The organism is Actinobacillus porcinus (assembly GCF_901764995.1).
Taxonomy (GTDB): domain Bacteria; phylum Pseudomonadota; class Gammaproteobacteria; order Enterobacterales; family Pasteurellaceae; genus Exercitatus; species Exercitatus porcinus.
Map to the genome: position 1 here is coordinate 1 of NZ_CABFKI010000011.1, position 22,164 is coordinate 22,164.

A 22,164-nucleotide genomic window follows, 5' to 3' on the forward strand; every position below is an offset into this window, starting at 1 on the left:
ATTAAGATAAAGTCATCAAAAGAATAATCTTGGCGGCGATAGTGCGGTGGTCCCACCTGACCCCATGCCGAACTCAGAAGTGAAACGCCGTAACGCCGATGGTAGTGTGGGAATTTCCCATGTGAGAGTAGGTCACCGCCAGGTAGGTATAGAGAGAAGTCCGAGTAGAAATACTCGGGCTTTTTTGCATTTAGAAACTATAATAACTACAATAAGAGAAATATAGTAGGCAAAATTGTATTTGATCAATCAGTCACAATTTCTGTGTTACACCTGAAAAACAATTTAAATAATATTAAGCTTAAATTAACGCTGACTAGCGTAATTCTATGAAATCGGCCTAGTAGATAGATGGAATTTGAGCTTCGATAAACCAAGGGGATTTCTTTGACCTTTCAATCTCTTCAAGCCAAATACAAACGCCTATTGTCGGAACATCGGGCGTGGTCGTTATTGCGTGCGGATAATGCACCTTATATTTTAGCGTTTATCGAGTCCTTATTTTCAGATGAAAACGAAGTAGAGTATGGGCAAGCGCGTTTATTATTGGAAGCCGAAATTGAGCGTAGTCGCGAATTGGGGATTTGGGAAACGGAAACTAATGCCAATACTTACCTAAATCAATGGATTCGCCAAGGTTGGTTAAGGGAAATGGATAACCAACTCACCAAAACCGATGCCGTTCAAACGGCATTGCGTTTTGCTCGCCAATTAGAAGAGCGTGCCACGGGGACGACAGCATCTCATCTGAGAATTGTGCAAGATGCAGTGCGAGATTTTGTGGTGGCGTTGAGCAGTAATACGGATGATCGCCTTGCCTTGTTAGAGCAGAAGAAAGCAGAAATTCAGCGTGAAATTGATGCGTTGCAAGCAGGTATTTTGGTGGAATTAGATGACAATACCAAGCGCGAACGAATTCGGGAAATTTATCAGCTTTGTTCCTTGTTAACAGGGGATTTTCGTCTGTTGGAAGAAGAAATCCGCCATCTTGATCAAGAACTACGTATTCAAATGATTGCAGAAGATAGCTCACGGGGCAAGGTGTTGCAATCCATAATGGAAAAAGAAGAATTACTGGCAAAAACCGAAGCAGGTAATGCGTTTGAAGGCTTTTTCCAGCTACTTTGTGATGCCAATCGTGCCACAGAATTCCGTGAGCAAATTCGACTGTTATTGGAAAATGACAGCGTATCGCAACATCTTTTGGCTAATCAGTCTCGTTTCTTGGCACAACTCATGAACGAGCTTAATAATGAAAGTCAACGGATTTTCCGTATTCGCCGCCGTACAGAGCAAGAGTTACGAGCTTATATTGAAAGCGGTCAGGCGCAAGAAAACCAAGCGGTTGATCGGCTCATTAGCCAATTGGAAAAATTGGCACTAGAATTTGGCGGTGTGGAAAATTTATTGCAAAAAAGCACCGCACTTTCTTTACCGGTCGGCCCTATTGTTATTTCATCTCCCCAATCTATGCGTTTAATCTCATAAATCTGTGTTTGCGACAAACGATATTTACGGATCAACTCATGAACATTATTACCCGTGAACTCTTGGTAAATCTGTGCATCACGCAAGGCGATTTTTAAGCGGTCGCCTGAGGGCATATAAATAGTCTGTTCGCCAAGATAGTGGGCAATCACACCTGTGATTTTGCCGGCTTACACTTTGGCGGCTTTATCTTCCAAACCTTGACGACATAATTCCGTACGCACCACTTCCACTAGATCTGCCAAGGTAGTCGGCCAAATATTGGCAATTTCCACATCGGGAATATGATCTAAATTATCAAACAACGCTCCCACAAAAGCGTGGTCTTCGGCAAAAAGATCGGTTTGCTTATCCATTTTATTCCCCCAGTTTAATCCGTCATAAATAAATGATAGCAAAACTATTCCGCTATGCGTGGAATTTTTTCACCGCACTTTCTATGGAAAATCACTTAACATAATGAATTTAAAAAGAAAAACCGCCATTCCTGGCGGTTAAAAAAGTTTGGTTTGATGTATAAAAAACACCCTTTCGGGTGTTTTAAATAATTATTTACAGTCACATTGTGGAATGGGCATTGGGCGATGTTTTGCTCTGATAATCGCACCAGTTCTCGGATCTTCACGAGTCCAGCGGAAAATGAGCGGGCAAACACGACCACATTTAGAACAAATAGTTGTAGCCATAAGACTAATCTCCATTTGATAAGTTACCATCACTTATCTATGGACAACAACACACAATTTGTTTTAGAATAATTTACCGTTTTCAAAGGTGTTCTTCTTTTGTGTGCATTGTGTACAGCGGATGGGGAACTATACATAGTAATTAATATTGGCGTATTATTTACTATCCAAAGGCCCAGCTCTTATGAGTTGGGTTTTTACATTCCATCAAAATCGAATTCTAACTGTGCTGAATAGTAAAATCCTAATCGTTCTAGTACAATGTCCGCAAAAGTATCGGCTTGCCATTCTGCATCTTCATTCTTCGTTGGCGGTTTTTTGGCATTATGTAATACGGCTCGATGACCTAGAAATAAATGTCCAAATTCGTGAAAGATAATAAACAATGCGGTTTTATCCCCGCGGCAAGCAAGGCGGTACGTTTTTTCTGGAATAGTTACTGTAAACGTACTCGGATCAAAATGACCGCGAGTCAAATTTTCCGTTGATTTTTTCCATTCTTCATCTGATTTTACAGATAAGTTAATAATAAAATTACTTCTCTCTTCGATTTGTTGGAAGACTCGTTCACATTTCTTTCGCATTCGTTTATTCAATGCAAACTCATTACAAAAATTTAAAGCAATGGATGCTATTTCTACTTCTTGCATAGGATGAACCCTATTTCCACGTAATTCGTATGTAACCATTTACTCTCCTTTTTCGTGACTAATACGAGTTAATAATTCTGAAATTTGAGCTAATTCCTGAGCTGTATAACGAGAATTAGCGAATCCAGCAACAAGCATTTTATGATGCTCAGATAAACCTTCAAGAGGAACATTTTGGTTAGAAACATCTGCTAATTTTTGCAAGTTTGTAATTTCAATACCTTTTTCTTTAAAGAAACGAGAAATTGCTACAACCCATTTTTTCGAAATTTTTTTACTCCCCGTTTCCAACCCGCTCAAATATGCTGGGGTAGTGTCTAATGCCTGAGACATTGTAAGCAAAGTTTCGTTGGCATCAATTCTAGCCTTACGAACAGCTTTGCCGAATTCTGTAAGTGCCATAATGTAATTCTCCTAATGATAATCAAGTCACTTTTTAGTGACGTTTTAATAATACCTAAATTAAATATTAAATTCAACCATTTTAGTTAAATTTTTTCACACAATAAAGCCACCTTTCAGTGGCTATCTATATGAGTTGTTTCCGCCATTGTTTTAGCCGTTCTAAAACAAGGCTCGCCATTTGGTCATTCAGCGATTGCACATTTAACACAATGGGCAGATCTCGGTGTTCTAAAATCGGGTTCACAATACTGCGAACCCATTTATTTAACGCCTGTTCCGAGCCGTCTCGGATAATGCCTTGCTTGTGCATTTCAATCCAAATAGCTCGAATTTTCGTTGCAATATTGCTTGTTACTCTCGCACTTTTTGAGCTTGGTGAGTGTTGGCGTTTTACGGTTTTCTTAAAGCCTTTTTGTTCCAATTCTTGCATCACTTTCATCAACTCTGTGACGCTCATTGCCTTGGTGCTATCCTTGCCTGTTAGTCGTTCCAACATTGCACGATAGCTAAATTCATCCATTGCTAGTTTTTGCTTGGCAATGTGTATGAGCTGGATTAGCTTTGGTTTGGTGTCGTGCATAAAGTCACGCCTCAAAAAAAGTATCGTTTTCTTCTAATAAAGACTCATCAAATTTAATCTCATCAATGACATCTTTTAATGTTAAAAAAATAGCGGATTTCGTTTTTTCCATTCCTTTATCTCGGTCTAACAAAAAGACCATTTGGTCACCATTTAATAAATCACGGTAAAACTCTACCTCATCAAATGTGTTACCTTCCCAATTAAAACGCCCAATCTTGCCACCTAAAACATCTGTTTTGGCATTAATCACAAGATTATCTTTATCGCATTCATCTTCAAAAATCACTTCTACACATACTTTTACTTCCATATTTTTCTCCTTAATTCAGCGACTTTTTTTACATAGTTATGCAGCTTTTTTAAATCACGCCCTACAAGCGTTAAGAGCTTGTCGGCATCTTGAATTTTGTCATCTAAACCCGAAGTGATTTGCTGTGATGATCGTTTTTGCCGGCGTGATTATGGCGGCAAGTTTGGCTTATGTTTTAACCCCGGATCATTGTGATCGTCCGGTGTATTGCTCTGTATTCTTAGACGAAGCCTTTTCCAATACAGCGGAAACTGTGAGCCGCCGTGTTTTGCGTGTGTTTAAAGCCTTGCATATTCATGTCAATTTAATTACGCCATTTAAGAATATTGATTTAGCCCGTGAATCGGCAAAAAGCTTGCTGATTGCAGAACGGGATCCTGACAAACATGAGAGCCGTTTGTGTGAAATGACTTGGCAAGAGCTGGATCGTCAGCAAGCAGAAAAGCAGCAGCAAGCGTTGAATAAATTAGGCATTGAGGTTATTTAGTGATTTTACCCGAGCAAGCCATTGCCCAACTGTATCAAAAAGAGTGGCAAAACCGCACGCAGTGTCGAGCAAGGCTAAAAGGCGAGCGGGCATTTCCCATTGAAATTGCGCTCAAACCGCCCAAAAGTGGCAATTTATTGTTAAAACAGACCGCACTTTTTGAACAATTTGTCACTGCTTGGCAACATCAACCTGCTTATTTTCAGGTTCAATGGACTACGCGGCAATATCGTCATTTTGGCGCGCAGCAAGTGCCGACCAAATGGATCATTCCCAATTGGGATAATTTGATTGAAGTATTGGGAGAAAAGGCTAAAAGCCAGTTTGAAAGTTGGAAAACCAAATTGGCATTTTTGCTGGAAACATTACCTGCAGAATCGTCATTATTTAATGTTTTTATCGATCATTTAGAGCAAATTGAAGCATTTTCACCTGAAGATCTTGCCTTATTTCGTAATTTAGTACCACAACTCAAACCACAAATGGGGCATGGCGATTATTTGCGTGCATTGCCACTCATTGGTGTTGACACAAAATTTGTGGAGCGACATTTTCGCTTGCTGGAAGATGTGTTGGATGTGCTTTATAAAGGGGCAGTGAAAGAACAGGGGCTTTTAAGTTGGCTCAATTGCAAAGCCAAACCCAAAGATTGGCTATTAGTTAAGCCCCTTTGCCCTAAAACCCAACAGGCTTTAGGTGGGCTGCCGTTGTTGCGTTTAAGTTCGGAAACCTTATGGGATTATGTGCTACCCGCCGAAAGAATTTTGATTGTGGAAAATGAACAATCTTGTTTGGCTTTGCCAACCCTTACGAATACGATAGCCGTCGCCGGTGGCGGAAAAAATGTTGCTTGGCTGGCAGCAGATTGGTTGATAAATAAAAAAATCGGCTACTGGGGCGATATAGACGGCGATGGCTTTCATATTTTGAGTTTAGCGCGAGAACGTTGCCCAAATTTGACCGCACTTATGATGGATGAACAAACCATACTGAAGTTTCAAGGACGAATGGTCGATGAACCACAAGCGTTGAACCAAATTCCACCCAATTTAACCGCCGAAGAACAAGAGTTATTTCAACGCCTAAGGCAAGGAGACTACGGTAAAACACGTTTAGAGCAAGAGCGAATTAGCGCGGATTATATTGAAGGCTGCTTGTTAAATTGGCTGAAAAGGACGTAGTGCAAAGTCGTGTAAAAAGGTGTAATAGGCGGATTTGTCTATTACACCTTAATATCAACTAGCGCATTAAGTTAACACACAAAATCTCGCTTAATGTATAAAGGGAAGAACCTTTTCTTAGCTTGATGGTGCGTTGGCGTTGTTTTTTGAGAGAAGAACGTTCGCCCTTGCCCCAAAAATCAGAATAATAATCCGTATTTAATTGGGTCAATTGATAAGTTTGACAGTTGATTACTTTGGATTGGCGCATTGATTTTGCATAGATTGTTGGGTCATCAAAATTATAAAGCCCTTTTGTCATATTGATTACAATATCAAAATAAACGAGATGTCGTTTACCGGATTCCGCCCATACAGAATTAATATCCGCATAATAATGTGCTTGTTGTGAGATTTTTAGATAGCCTTGCTCTACTACTTGAGGCGGTTCAAGTGGGATGTTGGGCATTTTTTTAGTTTCTTTTGCTGCGCAACTTGCGAGAATCAGAGCAAGTAAAATAGTCATCACTTTTTTCATGGTAGGCTCCTTAAACCATAAATCTAGGTTGGTTCATTAAGGGTATTCTTATTGTGTCACAAATAGGTTTGCTTTGAAACTACTAATTTCTTCATCCTTGTCGTATTAAAAAAGCGATTTGCCGGTGCAAATCGCTTGGACATTAGGCTTTTTCGACTTCTAATCGTTCAAAAGAGAGTACTTTTGTTTCCAGTTTCCGTAACAATAAAGTGGCAATGCCTGTAATGATTAAATAAATCAGCCCGGCAATGCTGTATATTGTCAGCGCATCATATTCAGTACCATAAAGTTGTCTCGCATATCCCATAATATCTAAAATGGTAATGGTCGATGCTAAAGACGTACCTTTGAAGACCAAAATAATCTCATTGCTATAGGATGGCAATGCACGGCGCAAGGCATAGGGAATTAAGATTTTTAATGTTTGTAAACGACTTAATCCTAAGGCGGCACAACTTTCCCACTGTCCTTTCGGAATGGCTTTTACTGCACCGTGGAATAGCTGTGTTGAATAGGCGGCACTGTTTAGCGCAAGGGCTAACATCGCACAGAACCATGCGTCAGAGAGCAATCCCCACATAGGGCTTTCAACAATCCACTGAAATTGTCCGGGCCCTGCATAAATCAGGAAAAACTGCACGAGCAATGGGGTGCCGGTGAATAAAATGACAAAAATTTTCACCGCGCTTTTTAGTACTTTATTATTTAGTGATAATAAAAAAGTGAAAAACACCGCCAAAATAAAGGCGACAATGAGTGCCACTACGGTGAGCGCCAAACTGGTTGGAATACCTTGCGCAATGACTTTGAGATATTCATAAAACATTAGTGAACTCCTCGTTCAAAACGCGTGAAACGTAATTCCAGTTTGCGGATAAACACTTGGCTAATAATTGTGATCACTAAATAAATCAACGCGGCTAACCCATACCATGTAAAGGGTTGGTGGGTGTTCGTATTAATTAGCTCCGCTTGGCGCATTAAGTCACTGACACCGATTAATGAAATTAATGCGGTATCTTTTAGTAATACGAGCCATTGGTTGCTCAGACCCGGTAAGGCATGACGCCAAACTTGCGGCATGATGATATGGAAAAACGCATAACTACGGCTTAAACCTAATGCGGCGGAACTTTCCCATTGTCCAAGGGGAATCGCCTGAATGGCTCCACGTAAGGATTGAGAAGCATACGCAGCAAAAATGAGCGATAATGCAGTCACACCGCAACCGAAAGCACTAAATTCAACGTAATCGCCCGTGATGAGTTCAACCAGTTCGGTTGCACCGAAATAAATTAAAAACACCACAATAATTTCAGGTAGCCCACGTAATAGGGCAATAGCAACAGAAACGGGTTTGCGGACACAAGCAAATTTGTTGGTTTCAAGGACAACAAAAAGCATGGATAACAGCAAACCCACAATCAAAGACGAAACTGCAAGCCCTAAGGTCATTAGGGTTGCAGATTTCATTAAAGGAAGATATTCAAAGAACATGGCTTATTTTGCGGTCATCCATTTATCATAAATTTTTTGGTATTCGCCATTGGCTTTAATGGTTGCTAAGCCTTTATTTAATTCTTCAACTAAGTCTTTGTTCCCTTTGTTAACCGCGATACCTAAACCATTACCAAAATATTTCGGGTTGGTTACTTTATCACCGACAAAGGTTAAGTTCGCTTCTTTGCTCAACATATCAGCTAGCACGGCAGTATCGCCGAAGATGATATCAATACGACCATTTTTCAAATCTAAGATCGCATCTTGTAAAGATGCATAAGCTTTAGGCGTATATTGCGTTGCTTCTGCCACAATATATTGTTGGAAGGTTGTACCGTTTTGTACACCGATATTTTTCGCAGTCGTTAAATCCGCTTTACCTTTGACCGCAATGAAACTCGCTGAGCTGTCATAATAAGCATCGCTAAACAGCACTTGTTTTGACCGCGCTTCTGTAATGTCCATCGCTGAAATAGCCGCATCAATACGTTTTTGTTTAATCGCTTGAACTAAGCCGTCAAAAGAATGGCTTTTGAATGAGCAGTTTGCTTGGATTTCTTTACAAATTGCATTGGCAATATCCACATCAAAACCAATAATGTCCCCTTTTTCATTGGTTAATTCAAAAGGTGGGTAACTTGGTTCCATCGCAAATTGAATGTCGCGTGCTTGTGCGCCCAATGCGGTGGTGGCTAAAAGTGCGGTTAAAAGTAATTTTTTCATAGAATCTCCTATTCAGAGTGGGATAGATATTGTTTAAACTGTTCCGTTTTTGGATTTTCAAAGCAACTTGCATCGCCCATTTCAATGATATGGCCGCGTTCCATATACACCACTTTTGTGGCCACTTTACGCGCCATACCGACTTCGTGGGTCACAATGACTTGGGTAATGCCGGTTTCTTTTAATTCTTGAATAATAGACACAATTTGCGCCGTAATTTCAGGGTCGAGTGCCGCAGTGGGTTCATCGAATAACAATACCTGCGGTTTCATCATTAATGCTCGCGCAATCGCCACCCGTTGTTGCTGACCGCCGGAAAGTTGCAACGGAAAACGTTCCGCATGCTCTTCTAAACGCAAGCGTTTCAGTAATTCAATCCCTTGCGCTTTGGCTTCCGCTTCACTAACGCCCAAAATTTTCATCGGGGCTTCGATCAGATTTTCCAACACCGTAAAATGCGGCCATAAGTTGTATTGTTGAAACACCATGCCCACGTTTTTACGCAGTTGAAGCAATTTCTTCTGATCCATTTTTTCTGATAAATCAAACGTGCTGTTGGCGATATTTAGCTCGCCCGATTTAGGCACTTCAAGTAAGTTCAAGGTTCGGATTAAGGTACTTTTTCCTGCACCACTTGGCCCAAGCAATACAACGGTATCGCCATCTTCCGCCGTTAAGTTAATGTCAAATAAGGCTTGCGCGGAACCGTAAAAGAAATTGAGATTTTTAACACTAATGGTCATGGTAAAATTACGTTATCAAGATAAAGGAAAATTGAAAATATATTACTTTTTTTTGCATAAATATGCAATATAAAAAGAGATTTATGCATGAAAAATCACAGCAGTATCATATAGCACTTGTACAACGCTGAAATGATGCTTGGTGGGCTTGTCAAATCATAGGATATTTCGGTTTTTTTATTATTTTTGTGATCTTCATTCCAAAAAAGTGCGGTCAAGCTTGGTGGAAATTGGAAATATTGATAGATTATTTCGCATGAAATCTGTACAATCGCCGCCTACGATTTTCCTGCCGTAAGGTGTAATAACGAGGCGATATGTCAGAAAAAATTAACTTAATGAATTTAACGCGCCAGCAAATGCGCGAATTTTTTAAAGAATTGGGTGAAAAACCTTTTCGTGCCGATCAATTAGTGAAATGGATTTACCACTTTGGCGAAGATAACTTCGATAATATGACCAATATTAACAAGAAGTTACGTGAAAAATTAAAAGAAGTTGCCGAAATTAAAGCGCCAGAAGTGGCGGTGGAACAACGCTCCGCCGATGGTACGATCAAATGGGCAATGCAAGTTGGGGATCAACAGGTTGAAACCGTTTATATTCCCGAAGCGGATCGCGCAACTCTTTGTGTTTCTTCGCAAGTGGGCTGTGCCTTGGCTTGTACGTTCTGTTCAACAGCGCAACAAGGTTTTAACCGCAATTTAACGGTGTCTGAAATTATTGGACAAGTTTGGCGTGCGTCAAAAATTATCGGGAATTTCGGTGTAACAGGCGTTCGACCTATTACGAACGTGGTCATGATGGGCATGGGAGAGCCTTTGTTAAATGTGGCTAACGTTGTGCCTGCAATGGAAATTATGTTAGATGACTTTGCTTACGGTTTATCCAAGCGCAGAGTCACCCTTTCGACTTCAGGCGTTGTTCCCGCATTAGATAAATTACCGGAAATGATCGATGTGGCGTTGGCGATTTCATTACACGCACCAAATGATGAATTGCGCGATGAAATTGTGCCGATCAACAAAAAATATAACATCAAAATGTTAATGGATAGTGTGAACCGTTATTTGAGTGTATCTAACGCGAATCACGGGAAAGTCACCATCGAATACGTCTTGTTAGATCACGTGAATGATGGCACGGAACATGCACACCAGTTAGCGGAAGTGTTAAAAAATACACCATGTAAAATTAATTTAATTCCATGGAATCCGTTCCCTGAAGCACCTTATGCGAAAAGCTCAAACAGTCGCATTGACCGCTTCCAGAAAACCTTAATGGAATACGGTTTTACGGTGATTGTGCGTAAAACACGAGGTGATGATATTGATGCTGCTTGTGGGCAACTCGCAGGTGATGTTATTGACCGCACCAAACGTACGGCGCAAAAACGTCAATTTGGTCAGACTATTGATGTCGCGGTACGTGCATAATGTAAATGCAATTAAAGTGCGGTTAGATTTAGGAGAGATGATGAAAAGATTAAAAATCGCCCAAATTAAACCGCACTTTTTATGGGCATTACTTCTTACCGCTTGCGTTTCAAGCGCACCCAATGGAACATTTGATAAACAACAGGCCGCCAAAGCGCGCGTTGAACTGGCTATTGGTTATTTGTATCAACAAGATCTCGCGCAAGCAAAACTGAATTTAGATAAAGCCCTAAGTTATGCCCCTGATTATTATCTTGTCCATTCTGCCTTAGCTTATTTTTATCAAAAGCAAGGGCTGATAGAGCAAGCAGACCAAGCCTATATTAAGTCTATTGATTTAAATCCTGAACAAGGGGATGTGCTGAATAACTATGGAACATTTCTTTGTGAACAAGGCCATTTTGAACGTGCTTATACGCAATTTCGACAAGCCTTGACTACCCCTAATTATTATCATCAAGCGGATACCTTTGAAAATCTTGCACTTTGCGCTTATGAACAGAATAACCCTATGATTTATCAAGAAAATATCCAAAAACTCGAGAAAATAGCCCCTGCACGTGCAATGCAACTGAAAACTCGCCTGAAATAACAGCTAATTTTGTCAATTTAGGTAATAACTGTTGCAAAAGCCCTTTTTCATATTTAAACTTTAGCGGATCATTTCTTTACTAAAGTTAGCACTTTTTATGGCAGAAACAGAACAATTAACGACAGAATTATCTGTAGGCGAGCAATTTCGTCAAGCTCGTGAAAAAATGGGGTTAAGCTTAGAGAATACGGCAAATAAAATTAACTTGCGCGTCAAAATTCTCGAGTATATTGAAAACAATGACTTTTCTCACAAGAATATTCCCGCAACTTTTATGAAAGGGTATATCCGTACTTATGCCAAATTTCTTAAATTACCCGAAGAGATTTGGGAGACGACTATTGCGAATTTAGGGGATACCACCAAACATGACTTTAATCGCATTGCCCGTGTTGAGCGTGTAACCAATCCCCATTCACACAGTCGTTGGGTTGGCTATTTCACAACAGGCGTGGTTGCAGTGGTGATTGGTATGACGGTGCTTTGGTGGTGGGAAAATTATCAGCAATCTAACACTGAACGTGATACCCTTGTGCAAAATTATACGCCAAGCGAAAACAGTGTTTCTGATAACCCTGATAACAATGTTGCCTTGCCGTCACCGGCTGCTACGGTATTAAATAATACGGATAGCGCAACATCAGCATTACCGCAAACAGAAGTACCTGCTCAAGCATCAGCAGAAATGGTGCAAGCTGAACCTGTTACTCAACCCGCTACCGAACAAAATTCGTCTAATCCAATGATGAATGAACAAGCGGCGAAGGAAAGTGCGGTGGAAAATTCACAAGAAAATCAGCCGGCGGCAAATGTTCAAGGTGATTTGCATATTGAAGTGGTGACAGCAACCAGTTGGATTAGCGTCAAAGATGCGAATCGCAAAGTACTGGCTGAAAAAGAATATAAAAAAGGTGAAATCCTGTCTTTTGACCACAAAGGTCCTTATTCAGTTATTATTGGCGCGCCAAGCAATGTTAAAATCACTTACAAAGGCGAAGATTATCCGCTTAAAGTGGATGGTCGAATTGCAAAATTTAAATTATAAGAAGTCCAATGTCAGCATTTAAACCCACTATCAAACGTCGTGAATCGACAAAAATTTATGTAGGAAATGTACCCATCGGTGGGGATGCACCGATTGCGGTACAATCGATGACCAATACGCGCACCACAGATGTGGAAGCCACCGTGGCACAAATTAAAGCCCTTGAGCGCGTAGGCGCAGATATTATCCGTGTTTCTGTGCCAACGATGGAAGCGGCAGAAGCTTTCAAGTTGATCAAACAACAAGCGCACGTGCCATTGGTCGCCGATATTCATTTCGACTATCGTATCGCCTTAAAAGTGGCGGAATATGGTGTAGATTGTTTACGGATTAACCCGGGCAATATCGGACGAGAAGATCGTATTCGTGCGGTAGTTGATTGTGCGAAAGATAAAAATATTCCAATCCGAATTGGGATTAATGCAGGATCTTTGGAAAAAGATATTCAAGAAAAATACGGCGAGCCAACACCTGAAGCCTTGCTTGAAAGCGCATTGCGTCACGTGGAAATTTTAGACCGTTTGAACTTTGACCAATTTAAAGTGAGCGTTAAAGCTTCCGATGTCTTTTTAGCAGTGGAAAGTTATCGTTTACTGGCGAAAGCCATTAAACAGCCATTGCATTTAGGTATTACTGAAGCAGGCGGTGCGCGTGCCGGCGCAGTAAAAAGTGCGGTGGGTTTAGGGATGCTTTTAGCGGAAGGTATCGGCGATACGTTACGGGTTTCCTTGGCGGCAGACCCTGTGGAAGAAGTCAAAGTCGGCTTTGATATTCTGAAGTCATTGCGTATCCGTTCTCGTGGTATTAACTTTATCGCCTGTCCAACTTGTTCACGCCAAGAATTTGATGTAATTGGCACGGTGAATGCCCTTGAGCAACGCCTTGAAGATATTATTACCCCAATGGACGTTTCCATTATTGGCTGTGTGGTTAACGGGCCTGGTGAAGCTTTAGTATCTGAGCTGGGGGTTACAGGCGGTAATAAGAAAAGCGGTTTTTATCTCAACGGCGAACGTCAAAAAGAACGTTTTGACAACGATGATATGATCAACCAATTAGAAGCGAAAATTCGCGCCAAAGTCGCAATGAAAGAACAACGCATTGACATTTCTCAAAGCGAATAACATTAATGAAAAAAGGATAAAGTGTGGCAAATATTATTAAAGCAATCCGCGGTATGAACGATACTTCACCCACAGAAACGCCATTGTGGCAATGGGTTGAAGGCAAAGTGCGGTCCGTTTTAGTCAATTATGGTTACTCAGAAGTGCGTATGCCGATTGTGGAAAGTACGCCATTATTCGCGCGGGCAATCGGCGAAGTGACGGACGTAGTTTCTAAAGAAATGTACACATTCTGGGATAATGATGAACAATTAACTTTACGCCCGGAAGGAACGGCAGGTTGTGTGCGCGCGGCGATTGAAAATGGCTGGAGCTATAACAATGAGCAACGTTTATGGTATATGGGGCCAATGTTCCGCCACGAACGTCCACAAAAAGGACGTTATCGCCAATTCCACCAAGCCGGTGTAGAAATTTTCGGTATCAGCAATCCTGAAATTGACGCGGAATTGATTATTTTAACCGCACGTTTATGGAAAGAATTAGGTATCGACAAAGACGTGACCTTGCAATTGAACTCTATCGGTTCCCTTGAAGCGCGTGCCAATTACCGTTCAGCATTAGTGGCATTTTTGCAAAATCACACCGCACTTTTAAGCGAAGAAGAAAAAGAGCGTTTGGTGAAAAATCCATTACGTATTTTGGATACCAAAAATCCTGAATTGCAAAAAGTATTAGATAACGCGCCAAAACTGTTGGATTATTTGGATGACGAAAGTCGCGAACACTTTGCACAACTTTGTGCACTGTTGGATGCGGTTGGTGTGGCTTATGAAATCAATCCAAAATTGGTGCGTGGTTTAGATTATTACAACAAAACCGTGTTTGAATGGGTTACAACGGCATTAGGCGCACAAGGCACTGTTTGTGGCGGTGGACGTTATGACGGCTTAGTAGAGCAGCTTGGCGGTCACGCTACACCGGGCGTTGGTTTTGCTATGGGCTTAGAACGTTTAGTGTTGCTAGTGCAAGAAGTAAACAAAGACATTGCACTGCCAAGTGCGGTGGATATTTACCTTGTTTTTGCCGGTGAAGGCACAACTGTCAGCGCGTTCCAATTAGCGGAAAAACTGCGTTCAGAATTACCGCACTTACGCGTGATGACGCATTGCTCAGGCGGCAACTTTAAGAAACAATTTAAACGTGCGGATAAAAGCGGTGCAAAATTTGCCTTAGTCATTGGTGAAAGCGAAGTACAAAATAACCAAGTGGTGGTAAAAGATTTGCTCGGCGGCGCAGAACAACAAACCATTGCCGCAGCCGATGTGGTGACCTATTTAAAAAACGCATTTTAAGGACTAAAAAATGGCATTAACAAGTTTTGAAGAACAAGAACTCAACGAATTAAAATCTTGGTGGCAAGATAACTATAAGACCATTATTGCGGTGGTGGTTTTATCATTAGCCGGCTCTTTTGGTTGGCGTTACTGGCAGGATCATCAAGTAACTAAAACACAAGAAATTTCTGCCCAATACGATCAAATTATTTTAAGCAATCAATCGGCAGAAGCGAAAAATGCAGAAATCGATGCGTTTGCAAAAGAGCACAACAAAACGGCTTATGCAACCTTGGCATTGTTTGAAAAAGCAAAACTTGCTGTTGAAGCTAAAGATTATCAATTAGCAGCAGCCGCGTTGCAACAAGCAATCACTGAAGCCCCGGACGATATTTTAGCTTCTTTAGCAGCATTGCGTTTAGCGAGCGTACAACTACAACTTAATGAAACCGATGCCGCATTGGCAACGTTAAATAATCAAGTAAAAGACACTTCGCTAGAAGCACGTAAGCTATTGTTAATCGGTGATATTCAAGCAGCAAAAGGCGACAAAGCCGCCGCCAAAGCAAGCTATGAACAAGCACAAAAAAACGCTTCGTCATTAGAGCAAGAATGGCTGCAAGTGCGGTTAAATAATTTGTAGTTTTGTTATTGTATTGAAAGGCTTGGGGTAAAATATCTCAAGCCTTTTTTATTTTTGGATTGGTAATATCAATTAAAATAATCTATTTAGACTTTTGCCTTTTTCACTCAATTTCGGCAGAATAACCGTAATTTTTATTGTAGATAGGAAACTGAATTATGACAAAACATTACGATTATTTAGCTATCGGTGGTGGTTCGGGCGGTATTGCGTCTATTAACCGTGCGGCGAGTTATGGTAAAAAATGTGCGATTATTGAAGCGAAACATTTAGGCGGAACTTGCGTGAATGTAGGCTGTGTACCGAAGAAAGTGATGTTTTATGGCGCGCAAATTGCGGAAGCGATTAAGAGTTATGCGCCTGATTATGGTTTTGATGTTACCGTAAATAACTTTGATTTCGCGAAATTGGTGGAAAGCCGTCAAGCCTATATTGGTCGTATTCATACTTCTTATAACAATGTGTTAGCGAAAAATAATGTGGATGTGTTAAATGGTTTCGCTAAATTTGTGGATGCGAAAACCGTGGAAGTGCATTATGCGGACGGTTCAACGGAGCAAGTGACGGCGGATCATATTTTGATCGCAACGGGTGGTCGTCCGAGTATTCCAAAGGTAAAAGGGGCGGAATATGGCATTGATTCAAACGGCGTATTTGCCTTGACTGAATTGCCAAAACGCGTGGCAATCGTTGGTGCAGGTTATATTGCCGTAGAGCTGGCGGGGGTATTTAATAGCCTTGGCGTGGAAAGTCATTTATTTGTGCGTCAACATGCGCCGTTGCGCAATCAAGATCCGTTAATCGTGGAAACTTTGCTTGAAGTCTTAGCGCAAGACGGGATTCAACTGCATACCAAAGCTATTCCGCAAGAAGTGGTGAAAAATGCAGACGGTTCTTTGACGTTGAAATTAGAAGATGGACGTGAAACCAACGTAGATTGTGTGGTTTGGGCAATTGGTCGTGAGCCTGCAACGGATGTGATCAACTTGGAAGCAACAGGTGTGGCAACCAACGAACGTGGTTTTATCAAAGTGGATAAATTCCAAAATACCAATGTGGACGGTATTTATGCAGTGGGCGATATTATTGAAGGCGGTATTGAATTAACGCCGGTGGCAGTGGCAGCGGGTCGCCGTTTGTCGGAACGTTTATTCAATAATAAACCAAACGAACACTTGGATTACAATCTTGTTCCAACGGTGGTATTCAGTCATCCTCCAATTGGTACCATTGGCTTAACCGAGCCGAAAGCCATTGAAATGTACGGGGCAGAAAATGTGAAAGTGTACAAATCTTCTTTCACCGCCATGTACACGGCGGTCACACAACATCGCCAACCTTGCCGTATGAAGTTAGTTTGTGTAGGCAAAGAAGAAAAAATTGTAGGCTTGCACGGTATTGGTTTTGGCGTGGACGAAATGATCCAAGGCTTTGCAGTCGCAATTAAAATGGGCGCAACCAAAGCAGATTTCGATAATACCGTGGCAATTCACCCGACAGGTTCGGAAGAATTTGTGACCATGCGTTAAATGAGCTAAGGTTAAGATAGTCGCTTCGGCGGCTATTTTATTTGTGTTTCCCAAGTTGAGGGTTAATGCTAAATTGTAGTGTCTCAATACTTGGATATTGCTGTTGAATCAATTGGATTAATTCTTGCTGGCGGAATAAAAAACTTTGACGAACCATCGCATTTGCCACGTCAATATTTAAACATTTTTCGCCAAAGTTAACGATTTGATACAAGCCATCAAATTGAATGGGAAATATCTTTTTGATGTGTTGATTTATCTCATTGATTAACAAACCTTTTTTCATTACATCTGCCAAGCTGGATGTTTCAAGCAGATCTTTAATATTCATGGCTTTTTGATAGCGTCTCATTTTTTCCATAAATTTGCTTTTTTATATTCCCCTAATATTTACTGCACATTTTAGCGAATTTCCGTTATAATTCGACCAATTTTTTACTAATTTCACGAGTTGATTTTGAATAATCTCTATCATCGCACGGCACAAGGACGGACGTATTTTTGGTCGCACATACTTTTTAGTATGATTGCGCTTTTTGCGTTGCCGCAAGTACAGGGTGTTGAACCGGCGGAGTTGCCGCGTTTAGAGTATCAAAATCAACCGATTCAAACTCAAGTTGTTCGTTCAACTTTTGTTCAACAGCAACAATTACAACGAACGCAAGGCGTTCATCCTATCTTCCAATCTGAAAAACAATCTCAATTTTTACCGCACTTTGCCACACAAATTTTTGCAAAGCATGCGCCTATTCGTGGTAGCCCCTATTTTTCTTAATTATCTCAGATCTTAGAGAGATCTTATTGTGCCGCTTATTATTTTATGGCGAGAGCTAAATAATAAGTGTATTGTCATTTATTGAATTAGAAAATTAAGAAAATCATTATGTTAAGAACAATTGTTACAAAAATTTTTGGTAGCCGTAACGAGCGTGTTTTACGCCGTTTAAATAAAGATGTAAAAAAAATCAATGCATTAGAACCGACTTTTGAAGCATTGAGCGATGAAGAATTAAAAGCCAAAACCGCAGAATTTCGTGAGCGTTTAGCGAACGGGGAAACCCTTGAACAATTATTGCCGGAAGCTTTTGCTACCGTGCGTGAAGCCAGTAAGCGTGTGCTTGGTATGCGTCATTTTGACGTGCAGTTAATTGGCGGTATGGTGTTGACCAGTCGTTGTATTGCGGAAATGCGTACAGGGGAAGGGAAAACATTAACTGCAACCTTGCCTTGCTATTTGAATGCATTGACAGGAAAAGGCGTTCACGTGGTGACGGTGAATGATTACTTGGCGCGCCGCGATGCGGAAACTAACCGTCCGCTTTTTGAATTCCTTGGTATGACGGTGGCGGTGAATATCCCGGGTTTGCCACCTGAAGTAAAACGTGAAGCCTATAAAGCAGATATTACTTATGCCACTAACAGCGAATTAGGTTTTGACTATTTACGCGATAATTTGGCGCACAGTGCGCAAGATCGTTTCCAACGCCCGTTGCATTATGCTTTAGTGGACGAAGTGGATTCCATTTTAATTGATGAAGCACGTACACCATTAATTATTTCAGGCCCTGCCGCAGACAGCTCAGAGCTTTATCTTGCAATCAATAAATTAATTCCAAATTTAGTTGAGCAAGAGAAAGAAGATAGCGATGAATTCCAAGGGGATGGCGACTATGCGTTAGACCTGAAAAACAAACAAGCGAACTTAACGGAACGTGGTTTAGAAAAATGTGAAAACTGGTTAATCGCTCAAGGTTTGATGGGCGAAAATGAAAGCTTATATTCACCGGCAAACTTAACCTTATTCCATCATATTACCGCGGCATTGCGCGCCCACACCTTATTCCAAAAAGACGTGGATTATGTGGTAAAAGATGGTGAAGTGGTGATTGTTGATGAACATACAGGCCGTACAATGGCAGGTCGCCGTTGGTCAGATGGTTTACACCAAGCTATTGAAGCGAAAGAAGGGGTGAACATTCAATCTGAAAACCAAACTGTCGCTTCTATTACGTATCAAAACTATTTCCGTTTATACGAAAAATTAGCGGGGATGACAGGGACGGCGGATACAGAAGCCTTTGAATTCCAACAAATTTATGGTTTGGAAACTATTGTTATTCCAACAAACCGCCCGATGATTCGCGATGATCGTACTGACGTTATGTTTGAGAATGAACAATATAAATTTGATGCGATCATTGAAGACATTAAAGATTGTGTGGCACGAAATCAGCCTGTGTTAGTGGGGACTATCTCGATTGAAAAATCGGAAGCCTTGTCGGCCGCATTGGATAAAGCGGGCATCAAGCATAGCGTATTGAATGCGAAATTCCACGCGCAAGAAGCGGAAATTGTTGCCAACGCCGGTTATCCCGGTGCGGTAACCATTGCTACCAATATGGCGGGGCGTGGTACGGATATTGTATTAGGCGGTAACTGGAAATCGGAAGTGGCGAAATTAGACAATCCAACGGAAGAGCAAATTGCGGCCATTAAAGCGCAATGGCAAGAACGTCATGATACGGTGATGAAAGCCGGTGGTTTACATATTATCGGAACAGAACGTCATGAGTCACGCCGTATCGATAACCAGTTACGTGGTCGTTCAGGCCGTCAAGGTGACCCGGGTTCTTCACGTTTCTATTTGTCGTTAGATGATGCGTTAATGCGTATTTACTTGAACGAAGGCAAGTTAAATATGATGCGCCGTGCATTCAGCACCCCAGGCGAAGCGATGGAATCGAAACTATTGGCGAAAGTGATCGCACAAGCGCAAGCCAAAGTGGAAGCGCACAACTTTGATGGACGTAAAAACTTATTGCAATATGATGATGTAGCGAATGACCAACGTCATGCGATTTATGCACAACGTAATACATTACTTGATAACGAAGATATTTCAGAAACCATTGATGTCATTCGTCAAGATGTGTTTAACGCGGTGATTGATGAATATGTGCCACCACAATCTGTGGAAGAACAATGGAAAATCCCTGAGCTAGAAAACCGCTTACGTAGCGATTTTGCGCTTGATTTACCGATTGCGCATTGGTTAGAAGAAGATAAAAACTTCCATGAAGATCATTTACGCGAGCGCATTATTGAAATAGCGACAGAAGAATATCGTAAAAAAGAAGCCTTAGCCGGTGCGGAAACCTTAAGACGTTTTGAAAAAGACATTATGTTGCAAACCCTTGATGAGCTATGGAAAGAGCATTTAAGCGCGATGGATTATCTACGCCAAGGGATTCATTTACGTGGCTATGCGCAAAAAGATCCGAAACAAGAGTATAAACGCGAATCTTTCGAGATGTTCACCAATATGCTTGATGCCTTGAAACTGAATGTTATTCGTATTTTAAGCCGAGTACAGGTTCGTTCAGCAGACGAAGTGGAGCAAGTTGAACAAGCGTACCAAGAAAAGGCACAACGTCAGGCGCAAGCCATGGAATATAACGGTCAAACGGAAGCGACTAACGAAGATGTTGCGATAGCTGAAAGTGAGCGTAAAATCGGACGCAATGAACCTTGCCCTTGTGGTTCGGGTAAGAAATATAAACATTGCCACGGTAATCGTGCGAATTATTAACCCTTTAATGTGCGGTCGTTTTTGACCGCACTTTTTATTTTTCATCGATATAGAACAATAAAAATATGGATACGAAAAAAGTAATACATGTTGCAGCCGGCATCATCCGTAATGAATTTGGTCAAATTTATTTGACCCAACGATTAGAAGGGCAGGATTTTGCACAGTCTCTTGAGTTCCCCGGGGGAAAAGTGGATGCAGGCGAAACCCCTGAAGTCGCACTGAAACGTGAGTTAGAGGAAGAAATCGGGATCCACGTATTAAGTGCGGTGTTGTATGAGCAGTTTTTGTTTGAGTATCCAAATAAAGTGCTGCATTTCCATTTCTATCTTGTGGAAGAATGGTTGGGCGAACCCTTTGGGCGCGAAGGGCAAGAGGGGTTCTGGCTAGATCAACGAGAATTGGATGCGGGTCAATTTCCACCCGCAAATTCGAAATTAATTCAACGTTTATTAGCAGAAACTCATTGAGCGTATTGATGCGCTGAGAAACAACCTAGCACGGCTCGTGCTAGGTTATTTCTCAAAGATGAACTTTGTTAGCAATCTATGAGCGCATTAATGCTCTCTTTCCCATTTCTTGGCGATATAGCTACAAGTGGGATGAAGATGGAGAGCGTTGGTTTGCACAAATTGGCGTAACGCCTGATAGAGCTTATCGGCAACGCCTTGCCCACGCAGGGTTTCGGATACATAGGTATGATTGGCGTTAATGGTGTTAGCGTTTTCAAAAAAATAAGTGAGTTCCGCTATTTTATTACCGTTCTCATCTAAGAGAAAAAACGCGCCTTGTTCGTCCTGTTGTTGATGTTGAATGTTCATTTCTCTTTCCTTAACGGCTGGTCCAATCGTCAGAAAATTCCGGATTACTCGCAAAATCCGCGGTATCACAAGGGATGGCTTTTTCTTCATCTGCCCATTCGCCTAAATCAATAAGCTGGCAACGTTTGCTACAAAAAGGGCGATAAGGGCTTTGTGTTGACCAGATTACGGATTTTTTACAAGTTGGACATTCCACAGTAAAGGTTTCGGTCATAATTTTTCCTTGGCTAATTTCAAATAAGTGCGGTGTAATTTTAACACGTTTTCGCGTAACGTATCGGCACTTTCCGCTTGTTCGGTATCATTATTAATTACATCATCCGCATAGCGCAATCGTGTTTCACGACTTACTTGGGCATTCATAATTTGTTGAATTAATTGAATGTTATTGTTATCTCGCTGACTGGCACGATGTAATTGGGTTTCTGGTTTAACATCAATCACCAATATACGATCACAAAGTTCGCACAGGTTATTTTCAATGAGCAGCGGGACGACAAATAACACATAAGGCGCGGTTTGCGCTTGTAGTTGAGCCAGCATTTCGGTACGAATGGCAGGATGTAAAAGTTCATTAAGCCAGTTTTTTTCAGCTTCATTGTGAAATACTAACTCACGCAATGCCGCACGATTGAGTTCGCCTTGTTCGGTTAATACCTGTTCACCAAAGTGAGCCGCAATTTGGGCTAATAACGGTGAGCCTTTTTCTACCACTTGCCGCGCTACCACATCCGCATCCACAATAGGTACACCGAGTTCGGCGAATATATTGGCAATGGTGCTTTTGCCGCTACCAATCCCCCCTGTTAATCCAACCACATAACGCATAATTCAT

At 41.3% G+C, this 22,164-nt stretch carries 28 protein-coding genes, 1 rRNA gene and 1 pseudogene; 14 read left to right on the forward strand and 16 right to left on the reverse strand.

The window, feature by feature from the left end:
• Positions 1-28: 28 nt before the first annotated feature.
• Positions 29-144: ribosomal RNA gene (gene rrf, locus E7T07_RS08320) — 5S ribosomal RNA — on the forward strand.
• Between the two features lie 243 nt (positions 145-387).
• Complete coding sequence (locus E7T07_RS11115; RefSeq protein ID WP_342773698.1) at positions 388-1,488, forward strand: DUF3375 domain-containing protein; 1,101 nt, start codon at positions 388-390, stop codon at positions 1,486-1,488.
• A gap of 50 nt (positions 1,489-1,538) precedes the next feature.
• Here the strand turns inward: E7T07_RS11115 and E7T07_RS11220 are convergent.
• The 7 genes and pseudogenes from E7T07_RS11220 to E7T07_RS08350 form a co-directional block, all read right to left on the reverse strand.
• Positions 1,539-1,604: pseudogene (locus E7T07_RS11220) on the reverse strand (Mor transcription activator family protein); the annotation flags it as partial.
• 54 nt (positions 1,605-1,658) lie between these two features.
• The gene (locus tag E7T07_RS11225) at positions 1,659-1,844 is read right to left on the reverse strand and encodes a hypothetical protein (RefSeq protein ID WP_342773700.1); all 186 of its coding nucleotides are present in this window, start codon (positions 1,842-1,844) and stop codon (positions 1,659-1,661) included.
• Positions 1,845-2,036: 192 nt separating this feature from the next.
• The gene (locus E7T07_RS10985) at positions 2,037-2,174 is read right to left on the reverse strand and encodes a hypothetical protein (RefSeq protein WP_167874950.1); all 138 of its coding nucleotides are present in this window, start codon (positions 2,172-2,174) and stop codon (positions 2,037-2,039) included.
• A 197-nt stretch (positions 2,175-2,371) separates the two neighbouring features.
• Positions 2,372-2,863 carry a phage exclusion protein Lit family protein gene (locus E7T07_RS08335; protein WP_246046186.1) on the reverse strand — a complete coding sequence of 164 codons (492 nt, stop codon included), beginning with the start codon at positions 2,861-2,863 and terminating at the stop codon, positions 2,372-2,374.
• Complete coding sequence (locus E7T07_RS08340) at positions 2,864-3,226, reverse strand: helix-turn-helix domain-containing protein (RefSeq protein ID WP_135710694.1); 363 nt, start codon at positions 3,224-3,226, stop codon at positions 2,864-2,866.
• Between the two features lie 127 nt (positions 3,227-3,353).
• Positions 3,354-3,809 (reverse strand): gp16 family protein, encoded by a 456-nt coding sequence (locus tag E7T07_RS08345; RefSeq protein WP_135710695.1) that lies wholly within the window; start codon positions 3,807-3,809, stop codon positions 3,354-3,356.
• A gap of 4 nt (positions 3,810-3,813) precedes the next feature.
• A complete protein-coding gene (locus E7T07_RS08350) occupies positions 3,814-4,122 on the reverse strand; it encodes a hypothetical protein (RefSeq protein WP_135710696.1) in 309 nt (102 codons plus the stop codon).
• A 127-nt stretch (positions 4,123-4,249) separates the two neighbouring features.
• Between E7T07_RS08350 and E7T07_RS08355 the strand changes: the two genes are divergently transcribed.
• Both E7T07_RS08355 and E7T07_RS08360 read left to right on the forward strand, forming a co-directional pair.
• On the forward strand, positions 4,250-4,609 hold the full coding sequence (locus tag E7T07_RS08355) for an SbcC/MukB-like Walker B domain-containing protein (protein ID WP_246046206.1): 360 nt from the start codon (positions 4,250-4,252) through the stop codon (positions 4,607-4,609).
• Positions 4,609-5,790, forward strand: coding sequence for a Wadjet anti-phage system protein JetD domain-containing protein (locus E7T07_RS08360; RefSeq protein WP_135710697.1), 1,182 nt, complete (start codon positions 4,609-4,611; stop codon positions 5,788-5,790). The genes E7T07_RS08355 and E7T07_RS08360 overlap by 1 nt, the downstream gene beginning before the upstream one ends.
• A 58-nt stretch (positions 5,791-5,848) precedes the next feature.
• Here E7T07_RS08360 and E7T07_RS08365 read toward each other — a convergent pair whose 3' ends face one another.
• From E7T07_RS08365 to artP, 5 genes are all read right to left on the reverse strand, one after another.
• The gene (locus tag E7T07_RS08365) at positions 5,849-6,307 is read right to left on the reverse strand and encodes a surface-adhesin E family protein (protein WP_135710698.1); all 459 of its coding nucleotides are present in this window, start codon (positions 6,305-6,307) and stop codon (positions 5,849-5,851) included.
• A 142-nt stretch (positions 6,308-6,449) separates the two neighbouring features.
• Complete coding sequence (gene artM, locus E7T07_RS08370; RefSeq protein WP_135710699.1) at positions 6,450-7,133, reverse strand: arginine ABC transporter permease ArtM; 684 nt, start codon at positions 7,131-7,133, stop codon at positions 6,450-6,452.
• The gene (gene artQ / locus E7T07_RS08375) at positions 7,133-7,804 is read right to left on the reverse strand and encodes an arginine ABC transporter permease ArtQ (protein ID WP_135710700.1); all 672 of its coding nucleotides are present in this window, start codon (positions 7,802-7,804) and stop codon (positions 7,133-7,135) included. Before artQ ends, artM begins: the two co-directional genes overlap by 1 nt.
• Positions 7,805-7,807: 3 nt before the next feature.
• Entirely contained in the window at positions 7,808-8,530 is a 723-nt protein-coding gene (locus E7T07_RS08380) for a transporter substrate-binding domain-containing protein (protein WP_135710701.1), read from the reverse strand.
• A gap of 8 nt (positions 8,531-8,538) precedes the next feature.
• Positions 8,539-9,273: an arginine ABC transporter ATP-binding protein ArtP gene (gene artP / locus E7T07_RS08385; protein ID WP_135710702.1), complete on the reverse strand. Its 735-nt coding sequence runs from the start codon at positions 9,271-9,273 to the stop codon at positions 8,539-8,541.
• A gap of 317 nt (positions 9,274-9,590) precedes the next feature.
• Between artP and rlmN the strand changes: the two genes are divergently transcribed.
• The 7 genes from rlmN to gorA all read left to right on the forward strand — a co-directional run bounded on the left by rlmN (position 9,591) and on the right by gorA (position 16,919).
• Positions 9,591-10,709: a dual-specificity RNA methyltransferase RlmN gene (gene rlmN / locus E7T07_RS08390; RefSeq protein ID WP_135710703.1), complete on the forward strand. Its 1,119-nt coding sequence runs from the start codon at positions 9,591-9,593 to the stop codon at positions 10,707-10,709.
• A 40-nt stretch (positions 10,710-10,749) separates the two neighbouring features.
• Positions 10,750-11,301 (forward strand): type IV pilus biogenesis/stability protein PilW, encoded by a 552-nt coding sequence (gene pilW / locus E7T07_RS08395; RefSeq protein ID WP_425455039.1) that lies wholly within the window; start codon positions 10,750-10,752, stop codon positions 11,299-11,301.
• A gap of 97 nt (positions 11,302-11,398) precedes the next feature.
• Positions 11,399-12,346 (forward strand): RodZ domain-containing protein, encoded by a 948-nt coding sequence (locus tag E7T07_RS08400; protein ID WP_135710705.1) that lies wholly within the window; start codon positions 11,399-11,401, stop codon positions 12,344-12,346.
• A gap of 8 nt (positions 12,347-12,354) precedes the next feature.
• Complete coding sequence (ispG, locus tag E7T07_RS08405; RefSeq protein WP_135710706.1) at positions 12,355-13,470, forward strand: flavodoxin-dependent (E)-4-hydroxy-3-methylbut-2-enyl-diphosphate synthase; 1,116 nt, start codon at positions 12,355-12,357, stop codon at positions 13,468-13,470.
• Positions 13,471-13,493: 23 nt separating this feature from the next.
• Positions 13,494-14,765: a histidine--tRNA ligase gene (gene hisS / locus E7T07_RS08410; RefSeq protein WP_135710707.1), complete on the forward strand. Its 1,272-nt coding sequence runs from the start codon at positions 13,494-13,496 to the stop codon at positions 14,763-14,765.
• Between the two features lie 10 nt (positions 14,766-14,775).
• Complete coding sequence (locus E7T07_RS08415) at positions 14,776-15,390, forward strand: YfgM family protein (RefSeq protein WP_135710708.1); 615 nt, start codon at positions 14,776-14,778, stop codon at positions 15,388-15,390.
• A 158-nt stretch (positions 15,391-15,548) separates the two neighbouring features.
• Positions 15,549-16,919 (forward strand): glutathione-disulfide reductase, encoded by a 1,371-nt coding sequence (gene gorA / locus E7T07_RS08420; protein WP_135710709.1) that lies wholly within the window; start codon positions 15,549-15,551, stop codon positions 16,917-16,919.
• Between the two features lie 37 nt (positions 16,920-16,956).
• Here gorA and E7T07_RS08425 read toward each other — a convergent pair whose 3' ends face one another.
• On the reverse strand, positions 16,957-17,280 hold the full coding sequence (locus tag E7T07_RS08425; RefSeq protein WP_135710710.1) for a DciA family protein: 324 nt from the start codon (positions 17,278-17,280) through the stop codon (positions 16,957-16,959).
• A 96-nt stretch (positions 17,281-17,376) separates the two neighbouring features.
• Between E7T07_RS08425 and secM the strand changes: the two genes are divergently transcribed.
• The 3 genes from secM (at position 17,377) to mutT (ending at position 20,978) form a co-directional block, all read left to right on the forward strand.
• Positions 17,377-17,694, forward strand: a complete 318-nt coding sequence (secM, locus tag E7T07_RS08430) for a secA translation cis-regulator SecM (protein ID WP_135710711.1) — start codon at positions 17,377-17,379, stop codon at positions 17,692-17,694.
• 108 nt (positions 17,695-17,802) lie between these two features.
• Complete coding sequence (secA, locus tag E7T07_RS08435) at positions 17,803-20,508, forward strand: preprotein translocase subunit SecA (protein WP_135710712.1); 2,706 nt, start codon at positions 17,803-17,805, stop codon at positions 20,506-20,508.
• 65 nt (positions 20,509-20,573) lie between these two features.
• Positions 20,574-20,978, forward strand: coding sequence for an 8-oxo-dGTP diphosphatase MutT (gene mutT / locus E7T07_RS08440; protein ID WP_135710713.1), 405 nt, complete (start codon positions 20,574-20,576; stop codon positions 20,976-20,978).
• Between the two features lie 87 nt (positions 20,979-21,065).
• Here the strand turns inward: mutT and E7T07_RS08445 are convergent, their stop codons facing one another.
• From E7T07_RS08445 to coaE, 3 genes are read right to left on the reverse strand one after another with little or no spacing between them, the layout of a single operon-like run.
• Complete coding sequence (locus tag E7T07_RS08445; protein ID WP_135710714.1) at positions 21,066-21,329, reverse strand: GNAT family N-acetyltransferase; 264 nt, start codon at positions 21,327-21,329, stop codon at positions 21,066-21,068.
• A 10-nt stretch (positions 21,330-21,339) separates the two neighbouring features.
• Entirely contained in the window at positions 21,340-21,546 is a 207-nt protein-coding gene (gene yacG, locus E7T07_RS08450; RefSeq protein WP_246046207.1) for a DNA gyrase inhibitor YacG, read from the reverse strand.
• Positions 21,540-22,157: a dephospho-CoA kinase gene (gene coaE, locus E7T07_RS08455; protein ID WP_135710716.1), complete on the reverse strand. Its 618-nt coding sequence runs from the start codon at positions 22,155-22,157 to the stop codon at positions 21,540-21,542. Before coaE ends, yacG begins: the two co-directional genes overlap by 7 nt.
• Positions 22,158-22,164 lie beyond the last annotated feature (7 nt).

Excerpts from the sequence above, each read along its gene's own strand:
- secA (WP_135710712.1), top strand. The coding sequence starts at position 17,803 with ATGTTAAGAACAATTGTTACAAAAATTTTTGGTAGCCGTAACGAGCGT.
- E7T07_RS08400 (WP_135710705.1), top strand. The coding sequence starts at position 11,399 with ATGGCAGAAACAGAACAATTAACGACAGAATTATCTGTAGGCGAGCAA.
- ispG (WP_135710706.1), top strand. The coding sequence starts at position 12,355 with ATGTCAGCATTTAAACCCACTATCAAACGTCGTGAATCGACAAAAATT.
- E7T07_RS11225 (WP_342773700.1), bottom strand. The coding sequence starts at position 1,844 with ATGGATAAGCAAACCGATCTTTTTGCCGAAGACCACGCTTTTGTGGGA.
- E7T07_RS08365 (WP_135710698.1), bottom strand. The coding sequence starts at position 6,307 with ATGAAAAAAGTGATGACTATTTTACTTGCTCTGATTCTCGCAAGTTGC.
- rlmN (WP_135710703.1), top strand. The coding sequence starts at position 9,591 with ATGTCAGAAAAAATTAACTTAATGAATTTAACGCGCCAGCAAATGCGC.
- E7T07_RS10985 (WP_167874950.1), bottom strand. The coding sequence starts at position 2,174 with ATGGCTACAACTATTTGTTCTAAATGTGGTCGTGTTTGCCCGCTCATT.
- gorA (WP_135710709.1), top strand. The coding sequence starts at position 15,549 with ATGACAAAACATTACGATTATTTAGCTATCGGTGGTGGTTCGGGCGGT.
- E7T07_RS08415 (WP_135710708.1), top strand. The coding sequence starts at position 14,776 with ATGGCATTAACAAGTTTTGAAGAACAAGAACTCAACGAATTAAAATCT.
- E7T07_RS08445 (WP_135710714.1), bottom strand. The coding sequence starts at position 21,329 with ATGAACATTCAACATCAACAACAGGACGAACAAGGCGCGTTTTTTCTC.
- E7T07_RS08335 (WP_246046186.1), bottom strand. The coding sequence starts at position 2,863 with ATGGTTACATACGAATTACGTGGAAATAGGGTTCATCCTATGCAAGAA.
- artQ (WP_135710700.1), bottom strand. The coding sequence starts at position 7,804 with ATGTTCTTTGAATATCTTCCTTTAATGAAATCTGCAACCCTAATGACC.
- E7T07_RS08345 (WP_135710695.1), bottom strand. The coding sequence starts at position 3,809 with ATGCACGACACCAAACCAAAGCTAATCCAGCTCATACACATTGCCAAG.
- E7T07_RS08350 (WP_135710696.1), bottom strand. The coding sequence starts at position 4,122 with ATGGAAGTAAAAGTATGTGTAGAAGTGATTTTTGAAGATGAATGCGAT.
- E7T07_RS08380 (WP_135710701.1), bottom strand. The coding sequence starts at position 8,530 with ATGAAAAAATTACTTTTAACCGCACTTTTAGCCACCACCGCATTGGGC.
- E7T07_RS08340 (WP_135710694.1), bottom strand. The coding sequence starts at position 3,226 with ATGGCACTTACAGAATTCGGCAAAGCTGTTCGTAAGGCTAGAATTGAT.
- mutT (WP_135710713.1), top strand. The coding sequence starts at position 20,574 with ATGGATACGAAAAAAGTAATACATGTTGCAGCCGGCATCATCCGTAAT.
- artM (WP_135710699.1), bottom strand. The coding sequence starts at position 7,133 with ATGTTTTATGAATATCTCAAAGTCATTGCGCAAGGTATTCCAACCAGT.
- artP (WP_135710702.1), bottom strand. The coding sequence starts at position 9,273 with ATGACCATTAGTGTTAAAAATCTCAATTTCTTTTACGGTTCCGCGCAA.
- E7T07_RS08355 (WP_246046206.1), top strand. The coding sequence starts at position 4,250 with ATGATCGTTTTTGCCGGCGTGATTATGGCGGCAAGTTTGGCTTATGTT.
- coaE (WP_135710716.1), bottom strand. The coding sequence starts at position 22,157 with ATGCGTTATGTGGTTGGATTAACAGGGGGGATTGGTAGCGGCAAAAGC.
- pilW (WP_425455039.1), top strand. The coding sequence starts at position 10,750 with ATGAAAAGATTAAAAATCGCCCAAATTAAACCGCACTTTTTATGGGCA.
- E7T07_RS08425 (WP_135710710.1), bottom strand. The coding sequence starts at position 17,280 with ATGGAAAAAATGAGACGCTATCAAAAAGCCATGAATATTAAAGATCTG.